The following is a 22,337-nucleotide window of genomic DNA, read 5'->3' on the forward strand; positions in this document are numbered from 1 at the left end:
GCTCGGCGGGGCGGTGGCTCATTGCCGCGCGCCGCGGCGCGGGACGGCGCGGTGGCTCAGCCGACCTCGACGATCAGCTCGACCTCGACCGGGGCGTCCAGCGGCAGCTCGGCCACCCCGACGGCGGAACGGGCGTGCCGCCCGGCCTCCCCGAAGACCGCGCCGAGCAGGTCGGACGCCCCGTTGATCACGGCCGGCTGGCCGTGGAAGCCCGGTGCGGACGCCACGAAACCGGTCAGCTTCACGATCTTGACGATGTTCTCCAGGCCGACCAGCGAGTCGACCGCGGCGAGCGCGTTCAGCGCGCACCGCTCGGCGAGATCCTTGGCCTGCTCGGGCGAGACACCCGCGCCGACCTGGCCGGTGGCGAGGAGCTTGCCCTCGGCCACCGGCAGCTGGCCGGAGACGTAGACGTGCTGGCCGGACTGCACGGCCGGGACGTAGCTGGCCACCGGCGGCACCACGTCGGGCAGGGTCAGGCCGAGCTCGGCGAGCTTGGCGTGGGGTCCGTTGCTCATCGTCGGACCCTCAGCCCTTGGGGCGCTTGAGGTAGGCGACCAACTGGTCCGGGTTCGGGCCGGGCACCACGGCGACGAGTTCCCAGCCGTCCTCGCCCCAGTTGTCGAGGATCTGCTTGGTCGCGTGGACCAGCAGCGGGACCGTGGCGTATTCCCACTTCTGCATCGGTGGAGGGCTCCCTTGCCTGACGTGGACTGTTCCGCCGACAGCCTACGGTCCGGGCTACGACCGGGGCGCGGGACGCTGCTCCGGGGTGGTCGGCAGCTCACCGCACTGCCCCGCGTGGTCGTACGGCTGGGGGCAGCGGGACCGGTCGGGCAGCAGCAGGTCGCAGAAGACCCGGTGCCGGTTGTTCTGGTCGTCGACGGTGGAGACGGTCGTCTCGCCGGCGTCCAGCTCGACCAGGAAACCGAGCGAGGTGGCCACGGTGCCGGCCAGGGCGGTCGCCGCCGTCAGGTCGGCCACCCGGATCGGCAGGTGGATGACGTAGCCGGGGTCGTCGTCGTCGCGGCCCCGCTCGGCGGAGCGGCCGAGCAGCCGCAGCACCTCGGCGGGTTCGGCACAGCGCCGGTAGGACCGCTCGTTCACCGGCAGCCCACCACCCAGCCCGTCCGCGTCGCCGGTCGAACCGGCCCGCCTCCCCCGGTCCCCTGGTGAGAACTGGGCTCGGGCGATGTTCTCCGCGTCGCGCATGTACCTGCCTCCGGCCTCGTACCGTGATTGACCGCCGACCGGACCGGGCGCCGACCCGATCCGCTCCCCCACACCCGGACGAACGTAGGACCCCGCCGGTGCGGGGGACAACGGGACGCGCACGACCGAACACCGAAAGTCACATATGCGACACTCGCGTGGTCCGCAAGCTGACCGCGCTCCCTCGCACGTCGTGAACAGTCCGCCACGGGCCGCCCATCGACCGATACCCTTGCGCCTCGGACGGGCGATCAGGGGTCGCCCGCCGCGCCCGTACCCGCGTCGTCGCCAGGGGCGGTGACGGCGCCCCATCCCCCGGGGGACCACATGACCCAACCACCGTTCGGTGGCCCGAGCGGATCGCCAGGCGTCCCGGCGTCGCGGCACGACCAGTCAGACCCGGGTGGCAGGGCCACCCCCGGCGGCTCCGCGTCCGACAGCCCGCCCGGCTACCCGGCGTACCGGGCACCGGCACGGCGACGCGGTGCGCTGGTCGCCTCGCTCGCGGTGGCCGCGGCCGTGGTGCTCTGCGGCGGCGGGACGCTCGCCTTCATGGCCCTGCGCGACCGCGAGAGCGGAGCGGGCGCCAAGGAGCCGACGGTGGCGGTCGACGGCTTCCTCACCGCCGTCTACCAGGACCGGGACGCCGGCAGGGCGGCCGACTTCGTCTGCGCGGAGGCACGCGACCAGCAGAAGATCAGCGCGAAGGTGGCCGAGGTGCAGAAGTACGCGACCACCTACACCAGCCCGCGGTTCCGCTGGTCCACCCCGACGGTCGACAACCAGAACGGTGACCGGGCCACGGTCTCCACCAAGCTGACCATGACCACCGCCGACGAGAAGATCGCCGAGCAGCAGCTGCGGTTCACCGTGGTACGGAAGACGGGTTGGTGGGTCTGCGAGGTCGGCTGACCCCGGGGGGTGGATAGGCTCGACCGGTGCGAGCAGCTGAGCGGCCGGCCGACCCGGCCGGCACCGGGTGGCCGTCCCGCCTGCACGTGGTGACCGGCAAGGGCGGCACGGGCAAGACGAGCGTGGCGGCGGCGCTGGCGCTCGCCCTGGCCACCGACGGTCGGCGCACCCTGCTGGTCGAGGTGGAGGGGCGGCAGGGCATCGCCCAGCTCTTCGGGGTCGAACCCCTCCCGTACGCCGAGCGTCACCTCGCCGACGCCCCGGGCGGCGGCGAGGTGCGCGCCCTGGCCGTGGACGCCGAGGAGGCGTTGCTGGAGTACCTCGACATGTTCTACAAGCTCGGCGCGGCCGGCCGGGCGCTGCGCAAGCTCGGCGCGATCGACTTCGCCACCACCATCGCGCCCGGTCTGCGGGACGTGCTGCTCACCGGCAAGGTCAAGGAGGCCACCACCCGCACCGTCGGCCAGCGCCGGGTGTACGACGCGGTGGTGCTGGACGCGCCGCCGACCGGCCGGATCGGCCGCTTCCTCAACGTCACCGCGGAGACCGCCCGGCTGGCGAAGGTCGGCCCGATCAAGACCCAGAGCGACGGGGTGTCCGCGCTGTTGCGTTCCCCGATGACCGCGGTGCACGTGGTGACGCTGCTGGAGGAGATGCCGGTCCAGGAGACGGTGGACGCCATCGCCGAGCTGACCCAGCTCGGCTTCCCGGTGGGCCGGGTGATCGTCAACGCCGCCCGCCCGCCGCTGACCACCGGCCGGGAGGTGACCCGGGCGGAGCTGAAGCGCGGGCTGGCCGCCGCCGGGCTGCCGACCGACCCGGCGACCGTGGCCGGGCTGGCCGGCGAGGCCCGGGACCAGCAGGTACGACGGGAGCTGGAGGATTCCCTGCGGACCGACCTGGCGGAGCTCGGACGGCCGTTGACCGAGCTGCCGTTGCTGCCCGACGGGGTGGACTCCGCCGGGTTGACGGCATTCGCCGAGATCCTCCGCCGGGCGGATTGACGCACACCTCACGTCGGCACGGACGCACGGACCCCACCGGCCCGATACGCTCGTTTGGTGCCTTCCGAAGACGCGGCGCCCGTGCTGGACGTCGACCAGATCCTCGCCGACCCCGGCGTGCGGATCGTGGTCTGCTGTGGCGCCGGCGGGGTGGGCAAGACGACCACCGCGGCGGCGCTGGCGCTGCGGGCGGCCGAGCGGCACGGCCGGCGGACGGTGGTGCTCACCATCGACCCGGCCCGCCGGCTGGCCCAGTCGCTCGGCCTGACCGAGCTGGACAACACCCCCCGCCGGGTCAAGGGGATCGACGTCGAGGCCGGCGGCGGTGAGCTGCACGCCATGATGCTGGACATGAAGCGCACCTTCGACGACGTGGTGCTCCAGCACACCGACCCGGCGAAGGCGGCGGAGATCTTCGCCAACCCGTTCTACCAGGCCATGAGTTCGACCTTCGCCGGCACGCAGGAGTACATGGCGATGGAGAAGCTGGGCCAGCTGCACGCCCGGGGCGAGTGGGACCTGATCGTGGTGGACACCCCGCCGTCCCGTTCGGCGCTGGACTTCCTGGACGCCCCGGCCCGGCTCTCCCGCTTCCTCGACGGCCGGATGCTGCGGCTGCTGCTCGCCCCGGCCCGCAGCGGGGGGCGGAGCATGTTCAGCTTCGTCACCGCCAGCTTCGGAATGTTCTCCCGGGTGGTGCAGAAGGTGCTCGGCGCGCAGTTGTTGACCGATCTCTCCGGCTTCGTCGCCGCCCTGGACTCGATGTTCGGCGGCTTTCGGCAGCGGTCCGAGCAGACGTACCGGATCCTGCAGGCCCGGGAGACAGCGTTCCTGCTGGTGGCGACGCCGGAGCCGGACGCGGTCCGGGAGGCGGCCTACTTCGCCGGGCGGTTGGGCGCGGAGCGGATGCCGCTGGCCGGGCTGGTGCTCAACCGGGTGCACCGGCCGGCGGTGGCCCTGGACGCGGCGGACAGCCGGGCGGCGGCCGACCGGCTGGCCGGGTTGGGCGGGCACGACGCCGTGGTCGACGTGCTGCGGGCGCACGCGGCCCTGGCCCAGCAGGCGGCCCGCGAGGAGCAGGTGGCCCTGCGGTTCACCGAGGCGTTCCCGGCGGTGCCGACGGTGTCGGTGACCGCGCAGCCCGCCGACGTGCACGACGTCGACGGGCTGCGGACGATCGGCGCGGCGATCAGCCGGCCCTGACCGGTGACCGGCCCACCGGGCCGGCCACCCGCCGGGTGGGCGGCTCAGCCGGCGGCGGTGACCAGGATCTTGTCCTTGCCGGGCTTGTCCTTGGCGTTCTTCTTCATCGCCGCCTCGAACATCTTGCGCCAGCTCGCCACCTGTGGGTGCCGGCGCAGCAGCGCGCGACGTTCCCGCTCGGTCATGCCGCCCCACACGCCGAACTCGATGCGGTTGTCGAGCGCGTCGGCCAGGCACTCGTACCGCACCGGGCAGCTGCGGCAGATCCGCTTCGCCACGTTCTGCTCGGCGCCCTGTACGAACAACGCGTCCGGATCCCCGTTCTGACACGCCGCCAGCGACGGCCAGTCAGTGATCATCCCCATCTGTTCCCGTCCCCCCTTGCAGTACCTACCGACCTCGTGCGACCAGCCGTCGATCCCCCCGGCCGTCCGGCCCTTCCTTCCCCAAGGAGGCACGAACGACGTGTGGCCCTGTCGCCGCCACCATCATGCTCTGTAGTCACACGATTACGCAACGTTGTCGGCCAAAATCTAGCATTCCGGACAGTCCCGGCGTCCCGGGCGTTCGCCCGCCGCTTACCCCGCCGAAGTACGTGAAAACGCTGCGCGGGCTCCACCGATCGGTGGAGACTCGGCGCGGGTCACACGCAACCACGCACCGGGGGTCGTGCGTTTAGCACAACGAGGTCGGCGCACGCAGGAAATGGGGAAAGAACGCCCCGGCGCCCCTCGTTCCCTACTCGCGTACCCTGTCGAGGTGACCTGGATGCGGAAACGTGACCACAATGTCTTCACCAACGCCGCATCGCTACTGATCTGCGGCCTGCTGGCCGGTGTGGTGGTGGCGGCGGCGGCCTTCCCCGCGGTGGCGATGTCCGGCCTGGCGGCCAAGGCCGGCGCCGAGACGTTCGGCGCACTACCCAAGGAGCTGACCGTGGCCCGCGCGCCACAGATCAGCTACCTGCTCGCCAACGACAGCAAGACGCCGCTGGCGACGCTCTACGACGAGAACCGGCGCGACGTCAAGCTCGCCGACATCTCCCCCTTCATGCAGAAGGCGATCATCGCCGCCGAGGACCACGACTTCTACAAGCACAACGGCGTGGACCTGAACGGCATCGCCCGGGCCTTCGTCAACAACCAGTCCGGCGCCAACTCCCAGCAGGGCGCGTCGACGCTGACCATGCAGTACGTCCGGCTGGCCATCGCCTACTCGGCCACCCACCCGGCGGACGTGGTCGCCGCGACCGAGGACACCAGCGAGCGCAAGCTGCGCGAGATGAAGCTGGCCCTCCAGGTCGACAAGGAGTTCTCGAAGGACGAGATCCTCACCCGCTACCTGAACCTCGCCTCCTTCGGCAACGGCGCGTACGGCATCTTCGCCGCCAGCCAGGTCTACTTCGGCAAGTCCCCCAAGAACCTCAAGATCGAGGAGGCGGCGCTGCTGGCCGGCATGGTCAAGGCGCCGACCACCAACGATCCGACCACCCGCAGCGGCTACCCGCTGGCGCTCGACCGACGCAACTACGTCATCGACAACATGGTCAAGACGAACGCCATCACTCAGCAGGAGGCGGACGCCGCCAAGGCGGTCAAGCTGGTGGTGAAGGACAAGCGCACCCCGAACGGCTGCGTCGCCACCAACCAGAAGGACTGGGGCTTCTTCTGCGACTACTTCTACCGTTGGTGGCTCGCGCAGGAGACCTTCGGCTCCACCACGTACGACCGGGAGCGGCGGCTCAAGAGCGGCGGCTACACCATCACCACCACGCTGGACGTGCAGGCGCAGAACGGCGCCGACCGGGCCGTCCGCAAGAACCTCGGGGTGAACAGCAAGGCCGCCCGGATGGTCGCCGCGATCGAGCCCGGCACCGGTCGGGTACGCGCGTTGTCGGTCAACCGGAACTTCAAGATCGATGACCCGAAGAAGCCGCAGAACAAGCTCTCCAGCGACCCCAAGAAGGCCAAGAAGAAGATCCGGGGCAACTACCCCAACACGGTGAACCCGCTGCTCAGCGGCGGCCAGGGCATCACCGGCTACCAGGCCGGCTCGACGTTCAAGATGTTCACCATGGTGGCCGCGCTGGAGAAGGGCGTCCCGCTCGCCTACTCGATCAACTCGCCGCCGGTCTTCAAGTCGGAGTACATCGTCGAGCAGGGCTCACCGGCCGCCTGCCCGGGGACGCACTTCTACTGCCCCAAGAACGCCTCGGCGAGCATGGCCGGCGTGCACAACATGTGGACCGCCTTCGGCAACTCGGTAAACACCTACTTCGTCCCGCTGGAGCAGCAGGTCGGTGCGGAGAACGTGATCAAGGCGGCGCAGAAGCTCGGTATCACCTTCCGCAGCAGCGACGACGCCCGCCGGGCCACCAAGGAGGGCGGCGCCGACCAGTGGGGCGCGTTCACCCTGGGTGTCTCCCTGACCACCCCGCTGGAGCTGGCGAACGCCTACGCCACCCTGGCGGCCGACGGGAAGTTCTGCGAGCCGATCCCGGTGCAGCAGATCAAGGACCCGGAGGGCAACAAGCTCGACGTGGCCAACCCGCGCTGCGAGCAGCGCATCTCCACCGAGGTGGCCCGGGCCGCCGTGGACGCGGCCCGCTGCCCGGTCGGTGACCGGTCGTCGGTCTCCAAGTGCTCCGGGGCGACCGCCCGCAACGTCCGGGGCATCGTCGGCAAGCCGGTGGCCGGCAAGTCCGGCACCACCGACAGCGAGAAGACCTCCTCGCTGGTGGCGATGACCAAGCAGTTCGCGGTCGCCGGCATCATGGCCGACCCGGACTGGGCGCAGACCAACCAGCAGATGGGTCACGACACGCCCACCGGCATCAACCCGGCGGTCTACCAGACGCTGCGGGACGCCATGAAGGGCAAGCCCGGCATCGAGTTCACTCCACCCAACGGCAAGATCATAAATGGCGACCAGCGGTCCATCCCCAACGTCAAGTGCCAGTCGGTGGACAGCGCCCGGGGCGAACTCAAGGAGGCCGGCTTCTCGGTGGTCGTCTCCGACAACAAGATCAGCTCGGACTGCCCGGCCGGCACCGTCGCCGGCACCAGCCCCGAAGGCCGCACCATCAAGGGCGGCGTGGTCACCCTCGAGGTGAGCAGCGGGGGCGGCAGCACCCCCGGGAACACGCCCGGCAACCCACCGGGCCGCCCACCGGGTAACTGACCCCGCACCGACGCCGACGGGCGGGCACCCCACCGGGGGTGCCCGCCCGTCGCACATCCACCGCACCGATCCACCGGACCAACCGGCGGTACGGGTGTCAGAGCCACCGAGCCATCGACGGCCGGCTGCCGGAGGCCGAGCTGTCGGCAGTCAGCGCCGCCGAGCTGCCGGAGGCCGCGCTGCCGGCGGTCAGCGCCGCCGAGCTGTCAACCTGTCAGAGGCCGAGCTGTCGGCGTACCTCGGCGGCGACGCGACCACCCTCGGCCCGGCCGGCCACCGCGGCCTGGGCCGCCTTCATCGCCGGGCCCATCTGGGACTTCTCGGTGAAGCCGCCCGCGCCCAGCGCCCCCGACACCAGCTCCGTCAGCTCCTGCTCCGAGAGCTGCTTCGGCAGGTAGCGGTCGAGCACCGCACCCTCGGCGGTCTCCTTGTCGGCCTGCTCGGCGCGGCCGGCGTCGGCGAAGGCGGCAGCCGCCTCCCGGCGCTTCTTCGCCTCCTTGGTCAGCACCGCGAGCACCTCGTCGTCGGACAGCTCGCGCTTGGCCTTGCCGGCGACCTCGGCGTTGCCGACGGCGGCCAGGGCCATCCGCAACGTGGAGGTGGTCAGCTCGTCACGCGCCTTGAGAGCGGCGCGCATGTCTGCGGTCAGGCGGTCCTTCAGCGTGCTCATGGACGGTCAAACTACCCTGGTCGGCATGCGAAAGCGCACACTATTCGGCCTCGCCGCCGGGACCGTCGCCGCCGGAGCGGCCACCCTGGCGTACGCGTCCCTCGTCGAACGCAACATGTTCACCCTGCGCCGGTTCGATGTGCCGGTGCTCCCGGCCGACGCCGAGCCGCTGCGCGTGCTGCACCTGTCGGACCTGCACATGATGCCCGACCAGCGGCGCAAGCAGCAGTGGGTGGCGTCGCTGGCCGCCCTCGACCCGGACCTGGTGGTGGTCACCGGGGACAACATGGCCCACCCCGACGCCGTGCCCGGGGTGCTGCGCGCCCTGCAACCGCTGCTCGACTATCCCGGCGCGTTCGTCTTCGGCTCCAACGACTACACCGGGCCGGTCTGGAAGAACCCGTTCACCTACTTCCTGCCCGACCGGGAGTACACCGAGGGCGCGGCCCTGCCGTACGAGGAGTTGCGGGACGTGCTCACCGGGGCCGGCTGGGCGGACCTCAACAACGCGCGGACCTCGATCAAGGCCGGTGGCCGGGTCGTCGAGCTGGTCGGCGTGGACGACCCGCACATCGGGCAGGACGACTACCCGGCCGTCGCCGGCCCGGTCCCGCCCACCGCCGACCTGTCCATCGCGCTCGCCCACGCCCCGGAACCGGCCCTGCTCGACCAGATGGCCGCCGACGGCTTCGGCCTGCTGCTCGCCGGGCACACCCACGGCGGCCAGGTCTGCGTGCCCGGCTACGGCGCGCTGGTCACCAACTGCGGGCTGCCCCGGTCGATGGCGAAGGGCCTGCACCGCTGGCCCGGCTCCGACTCCTGGCTGCACGTCTCGGCGGGCCTCGGCACCCACCCCACCGCCCCGGTCCGCTTCGCCTGCCCACCCGAGGCCAGCATCCTCACCCTCACCCCCCGCTGACCCCGCCTCCTCCCGCCCCCACCCCACCGACCCGTACCCCACCCACTCCACCCATGGCGATTCCGCCCTGCTCCACCCGCCCTGCCCCTCCCACCCCTCCCGCTCTGCTGCCTCCACCGCCCTCCCGGCCCTCCCCGCTCTGCTGCCCCCACCGCTCCACCCATGATCAGATTGCCGTTTCGCGCAGTCGTGACGGCGTGTCGTCAGCATTTCGGCAATCTGATCATGGGGACGGGCAGGCCAGAGGCGGGTGCCGGCCAGCCCCTCGCCGGTGCCGGGGGTACCGAGTTTGATCGGCGGAGCGGGTGGGCTACTATTTCACCGCACGCCTCGGGGTGTGGCGCAGCTTGGTAGCGCGCTTCGTTCGGGACGAAGAGGTCGTCGGTTCGAATCCGGCCACCCCGACAGAGGTCAGAGGGCACATCCGATCCATGGATGTGCCCTCTAGTGCTTTGTGCAGCAGTGACGTACAAGCAGGTCTGTACGGCTGCACGGGGTCGACGTGGTGCCCGACGCGGTGGGCGGGCAGGTGCTGCGCGGGTGTCGCTGCGACGGTGGGCCGGTGTCAGGCGGTGACCGCGGCGCGGACGAAGGCGGCGACCTCGCGTGACGTGCTGGTCTGCGACCAGGCGAGGACCAGGGTGGCCGGGTCGGCGTCCAGGACGGGGCGGCTGATCAGGCCCGGGGGCAGGTACTCGCCTACCGATTCCGGGACGACCGCGATCAGGCGGCCGAGCTGGATCAGGTGCAGCATCTGGTTGCTGTCGGCGACCGGGTGGCCGGTGACGCCGGGGCGGGCTTCGGGCCAGCGGGGCATCGGCTCGCCGTGCAGGTCGGCCATCGACACGGTGGCGCGTCCGGCGAGCCGGTGGCCCTCGGGCAGCAGCACGACCTGGTCCTCCGTGTGCAGGTCTTCGCTGTCCAGGCCGGTCAGGTCGTTCTGCGGCCGGTGCAGCAGGGCGAGGTCGGCGCGGCCGTCGCGGACCATGGCGGCGCGTCCGCCGACCCGGAAGTCGAGGTCGACCGGGACGGCCCCCGGCGATGCCGCGTAGCGGTCGAGGATGGTGCGCAGCAGTCCGGCGTCGCCGCCGGGTTTGAGGGCCAGGGTCAGGTGCGGGGTGGTCCGGGCAGCTTTTCGGGTACGCCGAATCGCCGCCTCGACCGCGTCGAGCGCGCCGCGGGCCTCGGTGAGCAGCACCTCGCCGGGCGGGGTGAGGTGGACCGCGCGGCTGGTGCGTTCCAGCAGCGTGACACCCATCCGGCGTTCGAGCAGGCGGATCGCTCGGGACAGGGGTGGCTGGGCGATGCCGAGGCGCTGTGCGGCGCGGCCGAAGTGGAGCTCCTCGGCGACCGCGACGAAGTAGCGCAGTTCGCGCGTCTCGACGTCATCCATACCGCCAAGGTATCGCCACGGACCGGTTCGGTCCTGGTCCGCAGGCGTTGCCGGTGATGGGCTCGGGGCATGAGTGGAGCACGCATCGCGCTGGTGACCGGGGCGAACAAGGGGATCGGGCGGGCCGTCGCCGAGGGCCTCGCCGAGTTGGGGATCACGGTGCTGGTCGGTGCCCGGGATCCGGAGCGGGGCGCGGAGACGGCGGCGAAGATCGAGGGCGCGTCGGCCATCCGGCTGAACGTGACCGATCCGGCCGGGGTCGCCGCTGCCGCCGAGGAGATCGGTGCCCGGTTCGGCCGGCTGGACATCCTGGTCAACAACGCGGGGATCAGCGGTGACCTGACGGCGCAGGCACCGGGTGCGGCCCGGCTGGACGGCATCCGGGAGGTGTTCGAGACGAACCTGTTCGGGGTGGTGACGGTGACCGAGGCGATGCTGCCGCTGCTGCGCCGCTCGACCGGAGCGCGGATCGTGAACGTGTCCAGTGGCACGTCGTCGATGGCGTGGACGACCGACGCGACGCACTATCTGAGCCGGATGCCGGCGTCGTTGGGTTATCCGGTGTCCAAGGCGGCGTTGAACATGCTGACCGTGCAGTATGCGAAGGCGCTGGCCGGGGACGGGATCCTGGTGAACGCGATCGCGCCGGGCGCCTGTGACACGGATTTCGCCAAAGGGTTGCCCTTTCAGCTGTCCCGGACGCCGGCCGAGGGCGCGGCGGTGGTGGTGCGGCTGGCCACGCTGGGGCGGGAGTGCCCCAGCGGCGGGTTCTTCGACGACGGCGGGAAGGTGCCGTGGTGAGACGGTCAGGGGCCACTCCCTGCAACAGAGAGTGGCCCCTGGCGCTGTCGGGGACGACGGCGGCACGGTCAGCCGTGCCCGCCGGAACCCGTCGGTCAGGTCAGGACGGGTTCAGTTTGATGGAGAACCCGTTGAAGATCGACCACACGTCGACCCAGCCCAGCCCGGTGGTGCAGCCGGACGCGCCGCAGCCGTAGCCGACGCTGACGATGCCGTTGAGCTGGCGGGAGTTGGGGTCGTTGAGGTAGATGACCGGCCCGCCGCTGTCGCCACCGCGACCGACGATGCCGCCGCCGTTCGGTACGCCGTAGCTGCCCCAGACGGTGGTGCCGTTCACGACCCAGCTGGCATTGCCCGCGTAAACCGTTCTGATGTTGCAGACGACCTTCGAGTTGTATCCGAGCTGGCAGGTGAAATCGCCGACCGCCACATTGCGTACGCCGTTGAGATAGCGGGCGTAGCCGGTCGCGTCGACGCCGTCCCACGTGTATCGGTACGTCGGCGCCTCGATGAATACCGAGTCGAGATCGGCCCGCTTGTACTTGACCTGGCCGATGTAATTGCCGCCGGCCGCCGAGACGTTGTCGCCGACGTTGTAACAGTGGCCGGCGGTGACCAGCCACTGCCGGCCGTCCCAGGTGCTGACGGCGGGGATGCCGCTGGTGCAGTAGGACTCGCTTCCGTAGGCCGGCCCGAGGGCTGCTCCCGCGTAGAACGGGGAGGTGTCGTTCCAGCGGCTCAGCGGCTTCGACGGGGGTGCCTGCCGGATACGGATCTCGGTGGCGTCGGCGGCGGCGCGCCGCTGCGCGACGGCCGGCGAGGCGAGGTAGGCGTGCGCGGCCCGGGCGTCGTCCACGGCGAGTTCGATGACGCTGCCGTCGACCGAGCTGCCCGCCAGGCCGACCGTGAAGGGCAGGTCGGTGCGTTCGGTGAGGGCGGTGATCTCCTGCCGGAGCTGCTGCCGGGACTTCCTGCTCTGCACCACGTTGATCAGCCGGGTGTTCACCTTGGGGTTGACCCGACGGACCGCGGCGATGAAGGCGCGTCCCTGCCGCACGTCGGTCAGGTAGACGTTGATCGACCGGTAGTCGGCGGCCATCTCGACCTGCGTGTAGATGTCCGGTCGGGTGCCCTGGCCGACCTGGGCCACCGCGTCGGCCGCCAGTCGCAGCGGTTCGAGCACCGTGGCCTGTCGTTCCGGCGTCATGGCTGCCACCGCCTCGACGCTCAGCGGTCCCGGTGCTGCCGCGTTGGCCGGCGCGGCCATGAACGGCAGTACGATACCCACGCCCACCAGGGCGAGGATTCTTCGGAGCGAATTGTTCATCTGCACCCTCTCGATAAATGGCGGATGCCCGCCATCGAGAGCATCATCTATCGATTTACGTCAGGCAATACGCCTGCCTGTCGGGTCATGGACTGAACGCCGCCGCGCCGACCATTCGGAACGGGCGTACTGTTTTTATCGGGAGAATTGTCCGGCCGATGTGGAACGTCACGACCGGGCCGGATTCGCCCCCGGGATGCCGGTGGCAGCGGAGTCGTACCGTTGGCCCATCAGCCACGGAGGAGCCCGATGTCGATCCCCGATCCGGTCGTGCTCGCCCTGCCGTTCCGGGGCACCTGGCTGGTGCGCAACAGCCCCGCCCGGCGGGTGCCCAGCCACGGCACCGACCTCTTCGCCACCACGTACGCGATGGATTTCGTGGCTGTGCGGGGGCGACGGACGGCGACCGTCCGGGACTGGCGGACGCTGCTGGCGACCGAGCCGCCGCAGCGGTTCCTCGCCTTCGGACGGCCGATCCTCGCCCCCGCCGCCGGGCGGGTGGTGGCGGTGCACGACGGGGAGGTCGACCACGAGGCCCGCCGGTCGCCGTCGACGCTGCTGGCCTACGCCCTCACCCAGGCGGCCCGGGTCCGCCGGGGCGCGGGCGCCGTCGCCGGCAACCACGTGATCGTCGAGCTGGCCGGACACCGGGGGTACGTCCTGCTCGCCCACCTGCGCGCCGGGTCGGCCCGGGTGGCGGTGGGCGACCCGGTCGACGTCGGGCAGGAGCTGGCCGACTGCGGCAACTCGGGGAACTCCACCCAGCCGCACCTGCACCTCCAGGTGATGGACGCCGCCGACCCGTACACCGCGCGGGGTCTACCGATGGCTTTCCGGCACTACCGGTCGTGGCGGCGGCCGGGCGACCCGCCGGTCGAGGTCGACCGGGGCGTCCCGGGCGAGGCAGCGGTGGTCGAGCCGGGGCGGTGACCGCCCCGACCACCACGCGCGGGGCGGTGACCGCCCCGACCACCACGCGCATGGCGTGACCGCGCGGACCACCACGCTCGGGGCGGCGTCCGCCGCCCGGCACGGCGCGACGACCCGGTTTTCCTGGCAAGGTGTACGGCATGCCCGCGCTGCTCCGCCCCCGGATGTCCGACTGGACGGTGGTGGTGCCCGTCCTCGCGGTGCTGCTGCTGCTCGTCACCTGGAACCGCGAGCTACCGGGTCCGCTGGTCGCGGTGGTCGCCGCCTTCCTGGCCGGCGCGGTGCTGGCGGCCGTGCACCACGCCGAGGTGGTGGCCCACAAGGTCGGCGAGCCGTACGGCTCACTGGTGCTCGCGGTGGCGGTCACGGTCATCGAGGTCGCCCTGATCGTCACCCTGATGATCAGTGGCGGCGACAAGACCCAGGCGCTGGCCCGGGACACCGTCTTCGCCGCCGTGATGATCACCTGCAACGGCATCCTCGGGCTCTCCCTGCTGCTCGGCGCGCTCCGGCGGCGGGTGGCGGTGTTCAACCCGGAGGGCACCGGCGGGGCGCTGGCCACGGTGGCGACCCTCGCCACCCTGAGCCTGGTGGTGCCGACCTTCACCACCAGCAAGACCGGCCCGGAGTTCTCCCCCGCCCAGCTCGCCTTCGCCGCCGTGGCGTCGCTCGCGCTGTACGGGCTGTTCGTGATGGTGCAGACCGGCCGGCACCGGGACTACTTCCTCCCGGTGACCAGCGACGGCAGCGCCCCCACCCCCGCCGGCAGCGCGCCCGCCTCCCGCGGCGTGCCCGAGGCCGACGGCGGGGTGCCCGCCTCCCCCGCCTCCGCTGGCATCGTGCCCGCCCTCGCCGGCAGCGTGCCCGACTCCGACGGCGACGGGCACGCCGATCCGCCGTCGAGACGGACCGCCGTGACGAGTCTGGTGCTGCTCGTCGTCGCCCTGGTCGCCGTGGTGGGCGACGCGAAGACCGTCTCCCCGACCATCGAGGCCGGGGTCGCGGCGGCGAACCTGCCGCAGGCCTTCGTCGGGGTGGTCATCGCGCTGCTGGTGCTCCTGCCGGAGACCCTCGCCGCCGCCCGCGCCGCCCGGCGGGACCGGGTGCAGATCAGTCTCAACCTCGCGCTCGGCTCCGCGATGGCGAGCATCGGCCTGACCATCCCGGCGATCGCGCTCGCCTCGATCTGGCTGGACGGGCCGCTGCTGCTCGGCCTCGGCGGCACCCAGTTGACCCTGCTGGCGCTGACCGTCGTCACCGGGGTGCTGACCGTGGTGCCGGGCCGGGCCACCGTCCTGCAGGGCGGGGTGCACCTGGTGCTGCTCGCGGCGTTCGTCTTCCTCGCCGCCAGCCCCTGACCCGGCGGTGACGCCGCAGCGGCCGGGCGGTGCCGTCGGCCTGCGGTCAGTCGTCGTGGCGTTCGGTGCGGGCCACCTCGCTGAACGCCGCCTCCAGACAACCGGCGAACGGGATCCCGGTCACCTCGAGCAGGTCGGTCACCAGCAGCGGGGCGTGCCGGGCGACGGTCACCGGATCGGGCGAGGCGTCGCCGTCAGCCGGATCGTAGATCCCGAGCGCGCCGGCCAGCAGCACCAGCACGACGTGCGGATCGACGTCGGGCTGCCAGGTCTCGGCCGACCGGATGCAGTGTTCCAGCACCCGCCGGATGTCGCTGCCGTCGAGCCCGTCGGGGTGCGCCTGTTCCAGCAGGAGCCGGACCATCCCGCCGAGGACCAGCCCGGCACGGTCGGCACCGGCGAGCCGGAGCACCGCCCGGTCGTACGTCGCGCCGTCGTGGGCCTGTGCGGCCTCCACCGCTTCGGTGGCGGCCACCGCGATCTCGCGGGCCGGAGTGGGTAGGTGTCGCCAGGTCACCGTCACCCGCCCAGCATGGCAGAAACGACCGATACGCACCCGCCCGCAGGCCCTGGGCAGGGTCGGCGGGGAGGCCCGGGGCAGGGGCATCGGAGGGTGGAGACGGGTCGACCGCCCCGGGAACCGGCCCGCGACCCCCGGTGCGAGGAGTCGCCGGCCACCTTCCCGGGACGGTCGGACGATGTCCGGAGTACGCCCCTCAACGCTCCGGTCACCGTGGGTACCGTGCGGGCCGTCACCGGCCCCGGTGGTCAGCAGTACGTGTAGCTGCCCTTGCTCCCCCAGCTGCAGGAGTCGATCCTGCTGCCGGCGGAGTTGCGCAGGTAGGCGGTGTCCCCGGTGTTGTTCCAGACGTAGTTCCCGGAGCCCCAGTACCGGTGCGCGGCGGTGTTGGTGCCCTTACCGGTGTGGAGGTAAACGCTGGCGCCCTTGGCGAGCCGGAAGTCGCCGGAGAACGTGTAGACGTGGTTGGACTTGTCGCGCACCGTCCAGGACTTCAGGTTGAGCGTGCTGCTGCGCCGGTTGGTCAGCTTGACGTACTCGGCGTTCAGGCTGGTGTTGGAGCGGTTGTCGGTGCCCGGGGAGTTGTAGTAGACCTTCGTGATCTCCACGGCCGGCGTGGCGGCCTGGGCCGGCGCAGCGGCGGTGAGCGAGCAGCCGATGGCGACGGCGAGCGCTGCGGTGAATCCGACGAGCCTGTTGTTCTTCACACGTACCCCCACAGGTTCACGGGCCGGTGTCGGAGGACGCCGACCGCGGAAAGTGGGCCGAGGCTATCGGTGCCGACCGTCAACTGTGGACTCGAAAGGCGTCGCGCCGGCAAACCGGTCCGCCAGTCCCGGCAGTGGGACCTTAATGGCGATCATGGACGACGCGATCGTCCGGCGGCGGCGTCCCTTCCACCGACCCGCACTCCCCCGCCGGGTGGAGCAGGGCGGCCAGCCGGGGGCGGGTCCAGTGGCCGGCGATCCCCGGCCGGTCGGCCAGGTAGTCGACCGTCCCGGCCGGCGACCAGCCGTGCGCCTCCCGCAGCCCGTCGGCGATCATCCGCAGGTAGACCGGCGCGGGCGGGGTCCACGTCACGTCGGCCGCCCGCCACGGCGCGGTGAAGGTGAGCATCGGCAGCCCGTCGCGGGTGCCGACCCGCAGCAGGGTCTCGTAGCGTCCCGGCCCGAGGGCGGCCCGGCCGTCGGCCACCGCCACGTCGAGCGCGGGCAGGTCGTCGCCGGGCGGGCGGTACATCTCCTGGGCGGCGAGGTCGGCGAACTGTGCCCGGCTGAGCAGGTAGCCCCGGGCCGCCGCGACGCCGGGCAGCGCCGGGTCGTAGAAGGCCATCCCGCCGGTCCAGGCCCGGGACTCCCCGGCGAAGTAGACGCCGCCGGGGATCCGCACCGGCACGGTCCGGCGCGGTGGTCGGCGGTCCCGACAGCCGGGGTACGACCGCAGCCCGCCGGGCGGCCGGCCACCGGCGAGGTAGTAGCCGAGCCGGGCGGCGTGCAGGTTCGAGCCGTAGGCGACGTACCACAGCAACTCCACCCCGGCTCCTCCCCGCGCGCCCGGGTTCCCACGCTATCGACCGGCGGCCGGGGCACGCGTACCGTAAATGATCTTGTCGTGGGCGGCCCGTGCCCTGCTGAGTACGCTTGGTCGCAGCTCCCGGCACCCGCCGGGTCCTGCGCACCTGGGAAGAACGTGGATCACGAGCGAGTCCTCCGGGACGTCACGGTCCGGCTGCCGATGGCGTCGACCCCGGCCGAGGCCTGCCGGTGGACGGTGACCGCGCTCGCCCGGTACGTCCCCGCCACGGTCGCCGTCCTGCTCCAGGTCCACGACCGGCTGCGCTGTGTCGCCGCGACCGGCGCCTGGCAGGTGTTCTCCGCCGTCCCGCCCAAGTCGGGCATCGTCGGCCGGGTGTACGCCTCCGGCGCGGGCGCCACCGTCGCCGACGTCGGCGCCGATCCCGACTACCTGCCGCTGCGCCCGGACGTCACCGCCGAGGTCTGCGTGCCGGTACGCGACCCGGCGGGCCGACCGGTCGGCGTACTCGACCTGCAGTGGAGCGGGCCGGTGGAGCTCGCCCCGTGGCGGGAGACCGCCGAGCGGGTCGCCGAACGCCTCGGTGCCCGGATCACCGCACTGGGCGGGCCACCCGCCGAGAGTCGCAGCGAGAAGCTGCTCCGGCACGCCACCGCGATGACCTCCGCCCCCACCGACTGGGACCTGATGACCGCCGCGCTCGCCGCCGCCCGCGAGGTCTCCACCCTCTCCGCCGCCGTGCTGGTGCTCGCCGGTCGACGCGGTCCCCGGCTCGGCGCACCCACCGGCACCCCCGGGGAGCTGGAGTCGCGGGTGCGGGCCGCCCTGGCCGACGCACCGGCCGAGCAGCTCGGTCGGCTCGTCGCACGCGCACACCGGTACGGCGCGGCGTACACGCTGGGCGAGGCGGGGTGCCCGCCCACCGAGGAGCATGCCGCCCTGGCCCGCGCCGGGGTCCGCACCCTGGTCTCGGTGCCGGTCGGCCCGCCGGACGGCGGCGGGGTGCTGCTGGTCGCCGACGACCGGCTGCTGCGCCCCGACCCGACAACGGTCAACCTGATGGAGCTGCTCGCCGGCCAGGCGTGGGGCGCGTTGGAGCGGCTGCGCACCCTGGCCCAGCTTCGCGAGCAGGCCAGCCTCGATCCACTCACCGGGCTGCCGCACACCGGCACGTTCGGGCGGCGGATCGCGGCGGCCAGCCCCGGCAGCACCGCGCTGCTCGCCATCGACGTGGACGGCTTCAAGACGGTCAACGACACCTACGGTCACCAGGCCGGGGACCGGCTGCTGGTGGGGCTGGCCCGCGCCCTGGAGGCGGCCCTGCGGCACGGCGACGAGCTGTACCGCACCGGGGGCGACGAGTTCGTCGCGGTGATCCAGGTGGGCCACCCCGACGAGGCGGTCCGGATCGCCGGACGGCTCGTCGAGGCCGCCCGCCGTACCGGCCGGACGATCAGCGTGGGGGTGGCCCTCCCCCACCCGGGCGAGCCGGCGGACCGCACCCTGCACCGCGCCGACCAGGCCCTCTATGCCGCCAAGAGCCGGGGGCGGGACACCGTGCACCTCGCCACCCCGTGAGGCGGAGCGGGCCGGTCCCGGTGAGCACCAGGCACGGGCGGGCCGGTCCCGGTGACGGCAGGGCACCGGCGGGCGACAGGCACGTCCCGGTGACCGCGAGGGACCGGCGGGCCGGTCAGCGGGAGCGGTCCCGGACGACGAGTTCGGCGATCTGGGCGGTGTTGAGGGCGGCGCCCTTGCGGAGGTTGTCGCCGGTGACGAAGAGGTCGAGGGCGCGCGGGTCGTCGACGGCGCGACGGATCCGGCCGACCCAGGAGGGGTCGGTGCCGACCGCGTCGATCGGCATCGGGAACTCACCGGCCGCCGGGTCGTCGACCAGGATCACGCCGGGGGCGTTGCGCAGCGCCTCCCGGGCGCTCTCGGCGTCCACCTCGGTGCCGAAGACCGCGTGCACCGCGACCGAGTGGCCGGTCACCACCGGCACCCGTACGCAGGTGGCGGAGACCTTCAGGTCGGGCAGGCCGAGGATCTTGCGGGACTCGTTGCGGATCTTCATCTCCTCGGAGGACCACCCCTGGTCGACCAGCGAGCCCGCCCACGGCACCACGTTCAACGCCAGCGGCGCCGGGAAGGGCCCCAGCTCGTCGCCGACCGCCTGCCGGACGTCGCCGGGTCGGGAGCCGAGCACCCGGTCCCCCGCGACCTTGCCGAGCTGCCGCTGCAACGCGTCCACCCCGGCCTGGCCCGCCCCCGACACCGCCTGGTAGGACGCGAGCACCAGCTCACGCAGGCCGTACTCGCGGTGCAACGGGGCGATCGCCACGATCATGGTCAGCGTGGTGCAGTTGGCGTTGGCGAGAATCCCCCGGGGCCGGTGGCGCACCTGGTCCGGGTTGATCTCGGGCACCACCAGCGGGACGTCCCGCTCCATCCGGAAGGCGCCGGAGTTGTCCACCACCACCGCGCCCCGGTCGACCGCGATCGGCGCCCAGTGCGCCGACACCTCGTCGGGCACGTCGAAGACCGCCACGTCGACGCCGTCGAACGCCTCCGGGGTGAGCGCGCCGACGGTCAGCTCCTCCCCCCGGCAGCGCATGGTGCGCCCGACCGAGCGGGCCGAGGCGATCAGCCGGATCTCCCCCCAGACGTTGCGCCGGGAGGAGAGCAGGTCACACAGCACGGTGCCGACGGCCCCGGTCGCCCCGACCACGGCCAGGGTGGGCAGCGACGCCACCGGGGCTACCGCCCGGTCCCCGCGTACACCACGGCTTCGGCGTCACCGCCCAGCTCGAACTGGTCGTGGATGGCGCGGACCGCCCGGTCGAGATCGGTGTCCCGGCAGACGACGGAGACCCGGATCTCCGACGTGGAGATCATCTCGATGTTCACCCCGGCCGCGCCGAGGGCGGCGAAGAAACCGGCCGCGACACCCGGGTGCGAGCGCATCCCCGCGCCGATCAGCGACACCTTGCCGACGTGGTCGTCGTAGAGCAGGCCCTTGAACTTGACCGGCTCCTGGATCTTGCTGAGCGCGGCCATCGCGGTCGGCCCGTCGGCCTTGGGCAGGGTGAACGAGATGTCCGTACGGCCGGTCCCCTCGGTGGAGACGTTCTGCACGATCATGTCGATATTGATCTCGGCACCGGCCACGGTGTCGAAGATGCTGGCGGCGGCCCCCGGCTCGTCGGGCACCCCCACGATCGTGATCTTCGCCTCGCTGCGGTCGTGGGCAACCCCGGTGATCAGCGCCTGTTCCACGGGAAGGTCCTCCATCGATCCGGTGACCATGGTGCCGGTGTTGGTCGAGTATGACGAACGGACGTGGATCGGCAGCCCCGCGCGGCGCGCGTACTCGACGCTGCGCAGGTGCAGCACCTTCGCGCCGCAGGCGGCCAGCTCCAGCATTTCCTCGTACGTGATGTGCTTGATGTGCCGGGCGTTCGGCACGATCCGCGGGTCGGCGGTGAAGATGCCGTCCACGTCGGTGTAGATCTCGCAGACGTCGGCGTGCAGCGCGGCGGCGAGCGCCACGGCGGTGGTGTCCGAGCCGCCCCGGCCCAGCGTGGTGACGTCCTTGGTGTCCTGCGAGACCCCCTGGAAGCCGGCCACGATCACCACCGCGCCCTCGTCGAGCGCGCCCTTGAGCCGCCCGGGGGTGACGTCGATGATCCGCGCCCGGCCGTGCGCCGAGGTGGTGATCACGCCGGCCTGCGAACCGGTGAACGAGCGGGCCTCGTACCCCAGGTTGTGGATCGCCATGGCCAGCAGCGCCATCGAGATCCGCTCCCCGGCGGTGAGCAGCATGTCCAGCTCACGGCCCGGCGGCAGCGGGCTGACCTGGTTGGCCAGGTCGAGCAGCTCGTCGGTGGTGTCGCCCATCGCGGAGACCACCACCACGACGTCGTCGCCGGCCTTGCGGGCGGCGACGATCCGCTCGGCCACCCGCTTGATCCGCTCGGCGTTGGCGACGGAGGACCCGCCGTACTTCTGCACCACGAGTGCCACGACGGCGCACTCCCTCCCAGCGACGACCCTGAGCGTGCCGACGCCGCCGGCTGAAGTCCGGCGGCGCGTGTCAGACCACCCCAGGGTATCGGGCGGTACGCGAGTGCGGGTCAGGTGATCCCACCATCCGGCGCAGGTCGCCGATCTGGACGGCGCCGCGGACGGGCTCGGCAGCGGCCCGCCACCCGGCGCGGACCGGTCCCGCGCGGGGCGCCGCACCGGTCACGCACGGGCGGTGACGCCGGCCCGCACCGGTCATGCGCGGGGCGGTGACGCTGGCGTGCACCCGTCACGGACGGGGCGGTGACGCCCGGCCGTCCGGCGCAGAATGACCCGGTGCATGACCGCCCGCGTCGTTCCCTCCGCCGGCCGACCGTCGTCCCGACCCCGTTCCGGCCGGCGCTGCCGGTGCTGCCGCTACCACCGGGGCTGCCGCTACCACCGGTGCTGCTGGCGCTGCCGGTGCTGCTGGTGCTGCTGACCGGCTGCACCGCCGACGGCCCCAGCGCGCCGCCGACCGCGCCGGTCTCGGATCCGGCCCCCGCCCCGGGGGACACCGCCCGGGAGGAGCTGGCCGCGCTGGCCGCCGCCGCCCGGGACCGGCACCTGACCGCCCGGTACACCCTGTCCGGCACCGGCGGACCGACCCGCGACATCACGGTGACCAGCGCGAACGACGGCAGTTGGCGGGTGGACGTGCCCGGGGGCGCGCTCGGCGGGACGGCCGACATCGCGCTCGCCGCCACCCCGGCCGGGCTGTTCCAGTGCGCGCTGCCCTCGGCCGGCCGTCCCGATCCGGCGACCTGCGCACGGCTGGGCGACCGCGACGACGCGGTGCCGCGCCGGGTGGATCCCCGGGTGCAGCACCCGTTCACCGACTGGCTGGCGGTGCTCACCGACCGGCGTACCGCGCTGTCGGTCTCGGCCGCGACCGCGCCGGCCGGGGTGCCCGGAAGGTGCTACGCGGTGGAGAGCACCGCCGCCTCGCTGACCCCTCCGCTGGACGTCGGGATCTACTGCTTCGCGCCGGACGGCACCCTCACCTTCGTCCGGGCGGCGCTGGGCACGCTGACCCTGGCCGGACCGCCCGGCCCGGCTCCGGACACGGTGCCGCTGGCCGGGCCGGTGGTGGCCGGCGAGCCGCTGGGGCAGCAGGCGGCGGCCGTGCCGAGCCCGGGGACATCCTGACCAGGGCTGGAGACCTCTGGGTGCGATTCCCATCTCATAGTCCGGACCCGCCTTCCCACCCCCCGTCTCATCACGTAGGGTCACCCTGTCATGTGGCGGGCGTACCTTCTCCTTGGTCGCCGCGACGGGGCCTGACCGGCCGGCACCCCGTCGCGGAGTCGAAC

22 protein-coding genes and 1 tRNA gene are annotated in these 22,337 nt (G+C 72.6%); 11 read left to right on the forward strand and 12 right to left on the reverse strand.

Features of this window, described 5'->3' with window-relative positions:
- Positions 1-56 precede the first annotated feature (56 nt).
- From O7625_RS05280 to O7625_RS05290, 3 genes are read right to left on the reverse strand one after another with little or no spacing between them, the layout of a single operon-like run.
- Positions 57-518: a RidA family protein gene (locus O7625_RS05280; RefSeq protein WP_067308201.1), complete on the reverse strand. Its 462-nt coding sequence runs from the start codon at positions 516-518 to the stop codon at positions 57-59.
- Positions 519-528: 10 nt separating this feature from the next.
- Positions 529-684, reverse strand: coding sequence for a hypothetical protein (locus O7625_RS05285; RefSeq protein WP_088959894.1), 156 nt, complete (start codon positions 682-684; stop codon positions 529-531).
- A 57-nt stretch (positions 685-741) separates the two neighbouring features.
- Entirely contained in the window at positions 742-1,212 is a 471-nt protein-coding gene (locus O7625_RS05290; protein ID WP_067308198.1) for a hypothetical protein, read from the reverse strand.
- A gap of 327 nt (positions 1,213-1,539) precedes the next feature.
- On the opposite strand from O7625_RS05290, the gene O7625_RS05295 reads away from it, so the two are divergent.
- The 3 genes from O7625_RS05295 to O7625_RS05305 are packed head-to-tail and all read left to right on the forward strand — an operon-like array spanning position 1,540 to position 4,331.
- Positions 1,540-2,124 (forward strand): hypothetical protein, encoded by a 585-nt coding sequence (locus O7625_RS05295; protein WP_282344720.1) that lies wholly within the window; start codon positions 1,540-1,542, stop codon positions 2,122-2,124.
- A gap of 26 nt (positions 2,125-2,150) precedes the next feature.
- Positions 2,151-3,128, forward strand: a complete 978-nt coding sequence (locus O7625_RS05300; RefSeq protein ID WP_282344722.1) for an ArsA-related P-loop ATPase — start codon at positions 2,151-2,153, stop codon at positions 3,126-3,128.
- Positions 3,129-3,182: 54 nt separating this feature from the next.
- Positions 3,183-4,331, forward strand: a complete 1,149-nt coding sequence (locus O7625_RS05305; protein WP_172898432.1) for an ArsA-related P-loop ATPase — start codon at positions 3,183-3,185, stop codon at positions 4,329-4,331.
- A gap of 44 nt (positions 4,332-4,375) precedes the next feature.
- Here the strand turns inward: O7625_RS05305 and O7625_RS05310 are convergent, their stop codons facing one another.
- Positions 4,376-4,696, reverse strand: coding sequence for a WhiB family transcriptional regulator (locus O7625_RS05310; RefSeq protein ID WP_089004137.1), 321 nt, complete (start codon positions 4,694-4,696; stop codon positions 4,376-4,378).
- 403 nt (positions 4,697-5,099) lie between these two features.
- Here O7625_RS05310 and O7625_RS05315 point away from each other — a divergent pair, with 403 nt between their 5' ends.
- Positions 5,100-7,511 (forward strand): transglycosylase domain-containing protein, encoded by a 2,412-nt coding sequence (locus O7625_RS05315; RefSeq protein WP_282344727.1) that lies wholly within the window; start codon positions 5,100-5,102, stop codon positions 7,509-7,511.
- A 214-nt stretch (positions 7,512-7,725) separates the two neighbouring features.
- On the opposite strand, the gene O7625_RS05320 is transcribed toward O7625_RS05315, so the two are convergent.
- On the reverse strand, positions 7,726-8,181 hold the full coding sequence (locus O7625_RS05320) for a GatB/YqeY domain-containing protein (RefSeq protein ID WP_282344730.1): 456 nt from the start codon (positions 8,179-8,181) through the stop codon (positions 7,726-7,728).
- 25 nt (positions 8,182-8,206) lie between these two features.
- On the opposite strand from O7625_RS05320, the gene O7625_RS05325 reads away from it, so the two are divergent.
- Entirely contained in the window at positions 8,207-9,100 is an 894-nt protein-coding gene (locus tag O7625_RS05325) for a metallophosphoesterase (protein WP_282344732.1), read from the forward strand.
- Positions 9,101-9,431: 331 nt separating this feature from the next.
- Positions 9,432-9,505 (forward strand) — tRNA-Pro (locus O7625_RS05330).
- Positions 9,506-9,665: 160 nt separating this feature from the next.
- On the opposite strand, the gene O7625_RS05335 is transcribed toward O7625_RS05330, so the two are convergent.
- Positions 9,666-10,493, reverse strand: coding sequence for a LysR family transcriptional regulator (locus tag O7625_RS05335; protein WP_282344733.1), 828 nt, complete (start codon positions 10,491-10,493; stop codon positions 9,666-9,668).
- Between the two features lie 69 nt (positions 10,494-10,562).
- Between O7625_RS05335 and O7625_RS05340 the strand changes: the two genes are divergently transcribed.
- The gene (locus tag O7625_RS05340) at positions 10,563-11,294 is read left to right on the forward strand and encodes an SDR family NAD(P)-dependent oxidoreductase (RefSeq protein WP_282344734.1); all 732 of its coding nucleotides are present in this window, start codon (positions 10,563-10,565) and stop codon (positions 11,292-11,294) included.
- Positions 11,295-11,394: 100 nt separating this feature from the next.
- Here the strand turns inward: O7625_RS05340 and O7625_RS05345 are convergent, their stop codons facing one another.
- A complete protein-coding gene (locus O7625_RS05345; protein WP_282344736.1) occupies positions 11,395-12,621 on the reverse strand; it encodes a hypothetical protein in 1,227 nt (408 codons plus the stop codon).
- A gap of 249 nt (positions 12,622-12,870) precedes the next feature.
- Here O7625_RS05345 and O7625_RS05350 point away from each other — a divergent pair, with 249 nt between their 5' ends.
- Together O7625_RS05350 and O7625_RS05355 are read left to right on the forward strand one after the other, a co-directional pair.
- The gene (locus tag O7625_RS05350; protein WP_282344737.1) at positions 12,871-13,551 is read left to right on the forward strand and encodes a M23 family metallopeptidase; all 681 of its coding nucleotides are present in this window, start codon (positions 12,871-12,873) and stop codon (positions 13,549-13,551) included.
- Between the two features lie 140 nt (positions 13,552-13,691).
- Positions 13,692-14,909, forward strand: a complete 1,218-nt coding sequence (locus O7625_RS05355) for an ionic transporter y4hA (protein ID WP_282344738.1) — start codon at positions 13,692-13,694, stop codon at positions 14,907-14,909.
- 46 nt (positions 14,910-14,955) lie between these two features.
- On the opposite strand, the gene O7625_RS05360 is transcribed toward O7625_RS05355, so the two are convergent.
- From O7625_RS05360 to O7625_RS05370, 3 genes are all read right to left on the reverse strand, one after another.
- Positions 14,956-15,432, reverse strand: a complete 477-nt coding sequence (locus O7625_RS05360) for a hypothetical protein (protein ID WP_172898431.1) — start codon at positions 15,430-15,432, stop codon at positions 14,956-14,958.
- A gap of 245 nt (positions 15,433-15,677) precedes the next feature.
- Complete coding sequence (locus O7625_RS05365; RefSeq protein ID WP_282344740.1) at positions 15,678-16,136, reverse strand: lamin tail domain-containing protein; 459 nt, start codon at positions 16,134-16,136, stop codon at positions 15,678-15,680.
- A 142-nt stretch (positions 16,137-16,278) separates the two neighbouring features.
- Positions 16,279-16,962, reverse strand: coding sequence for a histone deacetylase (locus tag O7625_RS05370; RefSeq protein WP_282344742.1), 684 nt, complete (start codon positions 16,960-16,962; stop codon positions 16,279-16,281).
- A 156-nt stretch (positions 16,963-17,118) separates the two neighbouring features.
- On the opposite strand from O7625_RS05370, the gene O7625_RS05375 reads away from it, so the two are divergent.
- Entirely contained in the window at positions 17,119-18,540 is a 1,422-nt protein-coding gene (locus tag O7625_RS05375; RefSeq protein ID WP_282344744.1) for a diguanylate cyclase, read from the forward strand.
- Between the two features lie 115 nt (positions 18,541-18,655).
- Here the strand turns inward: O7625_RS05375 and O7625_RS05380 are convergent, their stop codons facing one another.
- Together O7625_RS05380 and O7625_RS05385 are read right to left on the reverse strand one after the other, a co-directional pair.
- Positions 18,656-19,714, reverse strand: coding sequence for an aspartate-semialdehyde dehydrogenase (locus O7625_RS05380; RefSeq protein WP_282344746.1), 1,059 nt, complete (start codon positions 19,712-19,714; stop codon positions 18,656-18,658).
- Positions 19,715-19,719: 5 nt separating this feature from the next.
- Positions 19,720-20,985 carry an aspartate kinase gene (locus tag O7625_RS05385; RefSeq protein WP_067308157.1) on the reverse strand — a complete coding sequence of 422 codons (1,266 nt, stop codon included), beginning with the start codon at positions 20,983-20,985 and terminating at the stop codon, positions 19,720-19,722.
- 336 nt (positions 20,986-21,321) lie between these two features.
- Between O7625_RS05385 and O7625_RS05390 the strand changes: the two genes are divergently transcribed.
- Entirely contained in the window at positions 21,322-22,173 is an 852-nt protein-coding gene (locus tag O7625_RS05390) for a hypothetical protein (protein WP_282344749.1), read from the forward strand.
- Positions 22,174-22,337 lie beyond the last annotated feature (164 nt).

The sequence above is a fragment of the Micromonospora sp. WMMD714 genome (genome assembly GCF_029581315.1).
Taxonomy (GTDB): Bacteria; Actinomycetota; Actinomycetes; order Mycobacteriales; family Micromonosporaceae; genus Micromonospora; species Micromonospora rifamycinica.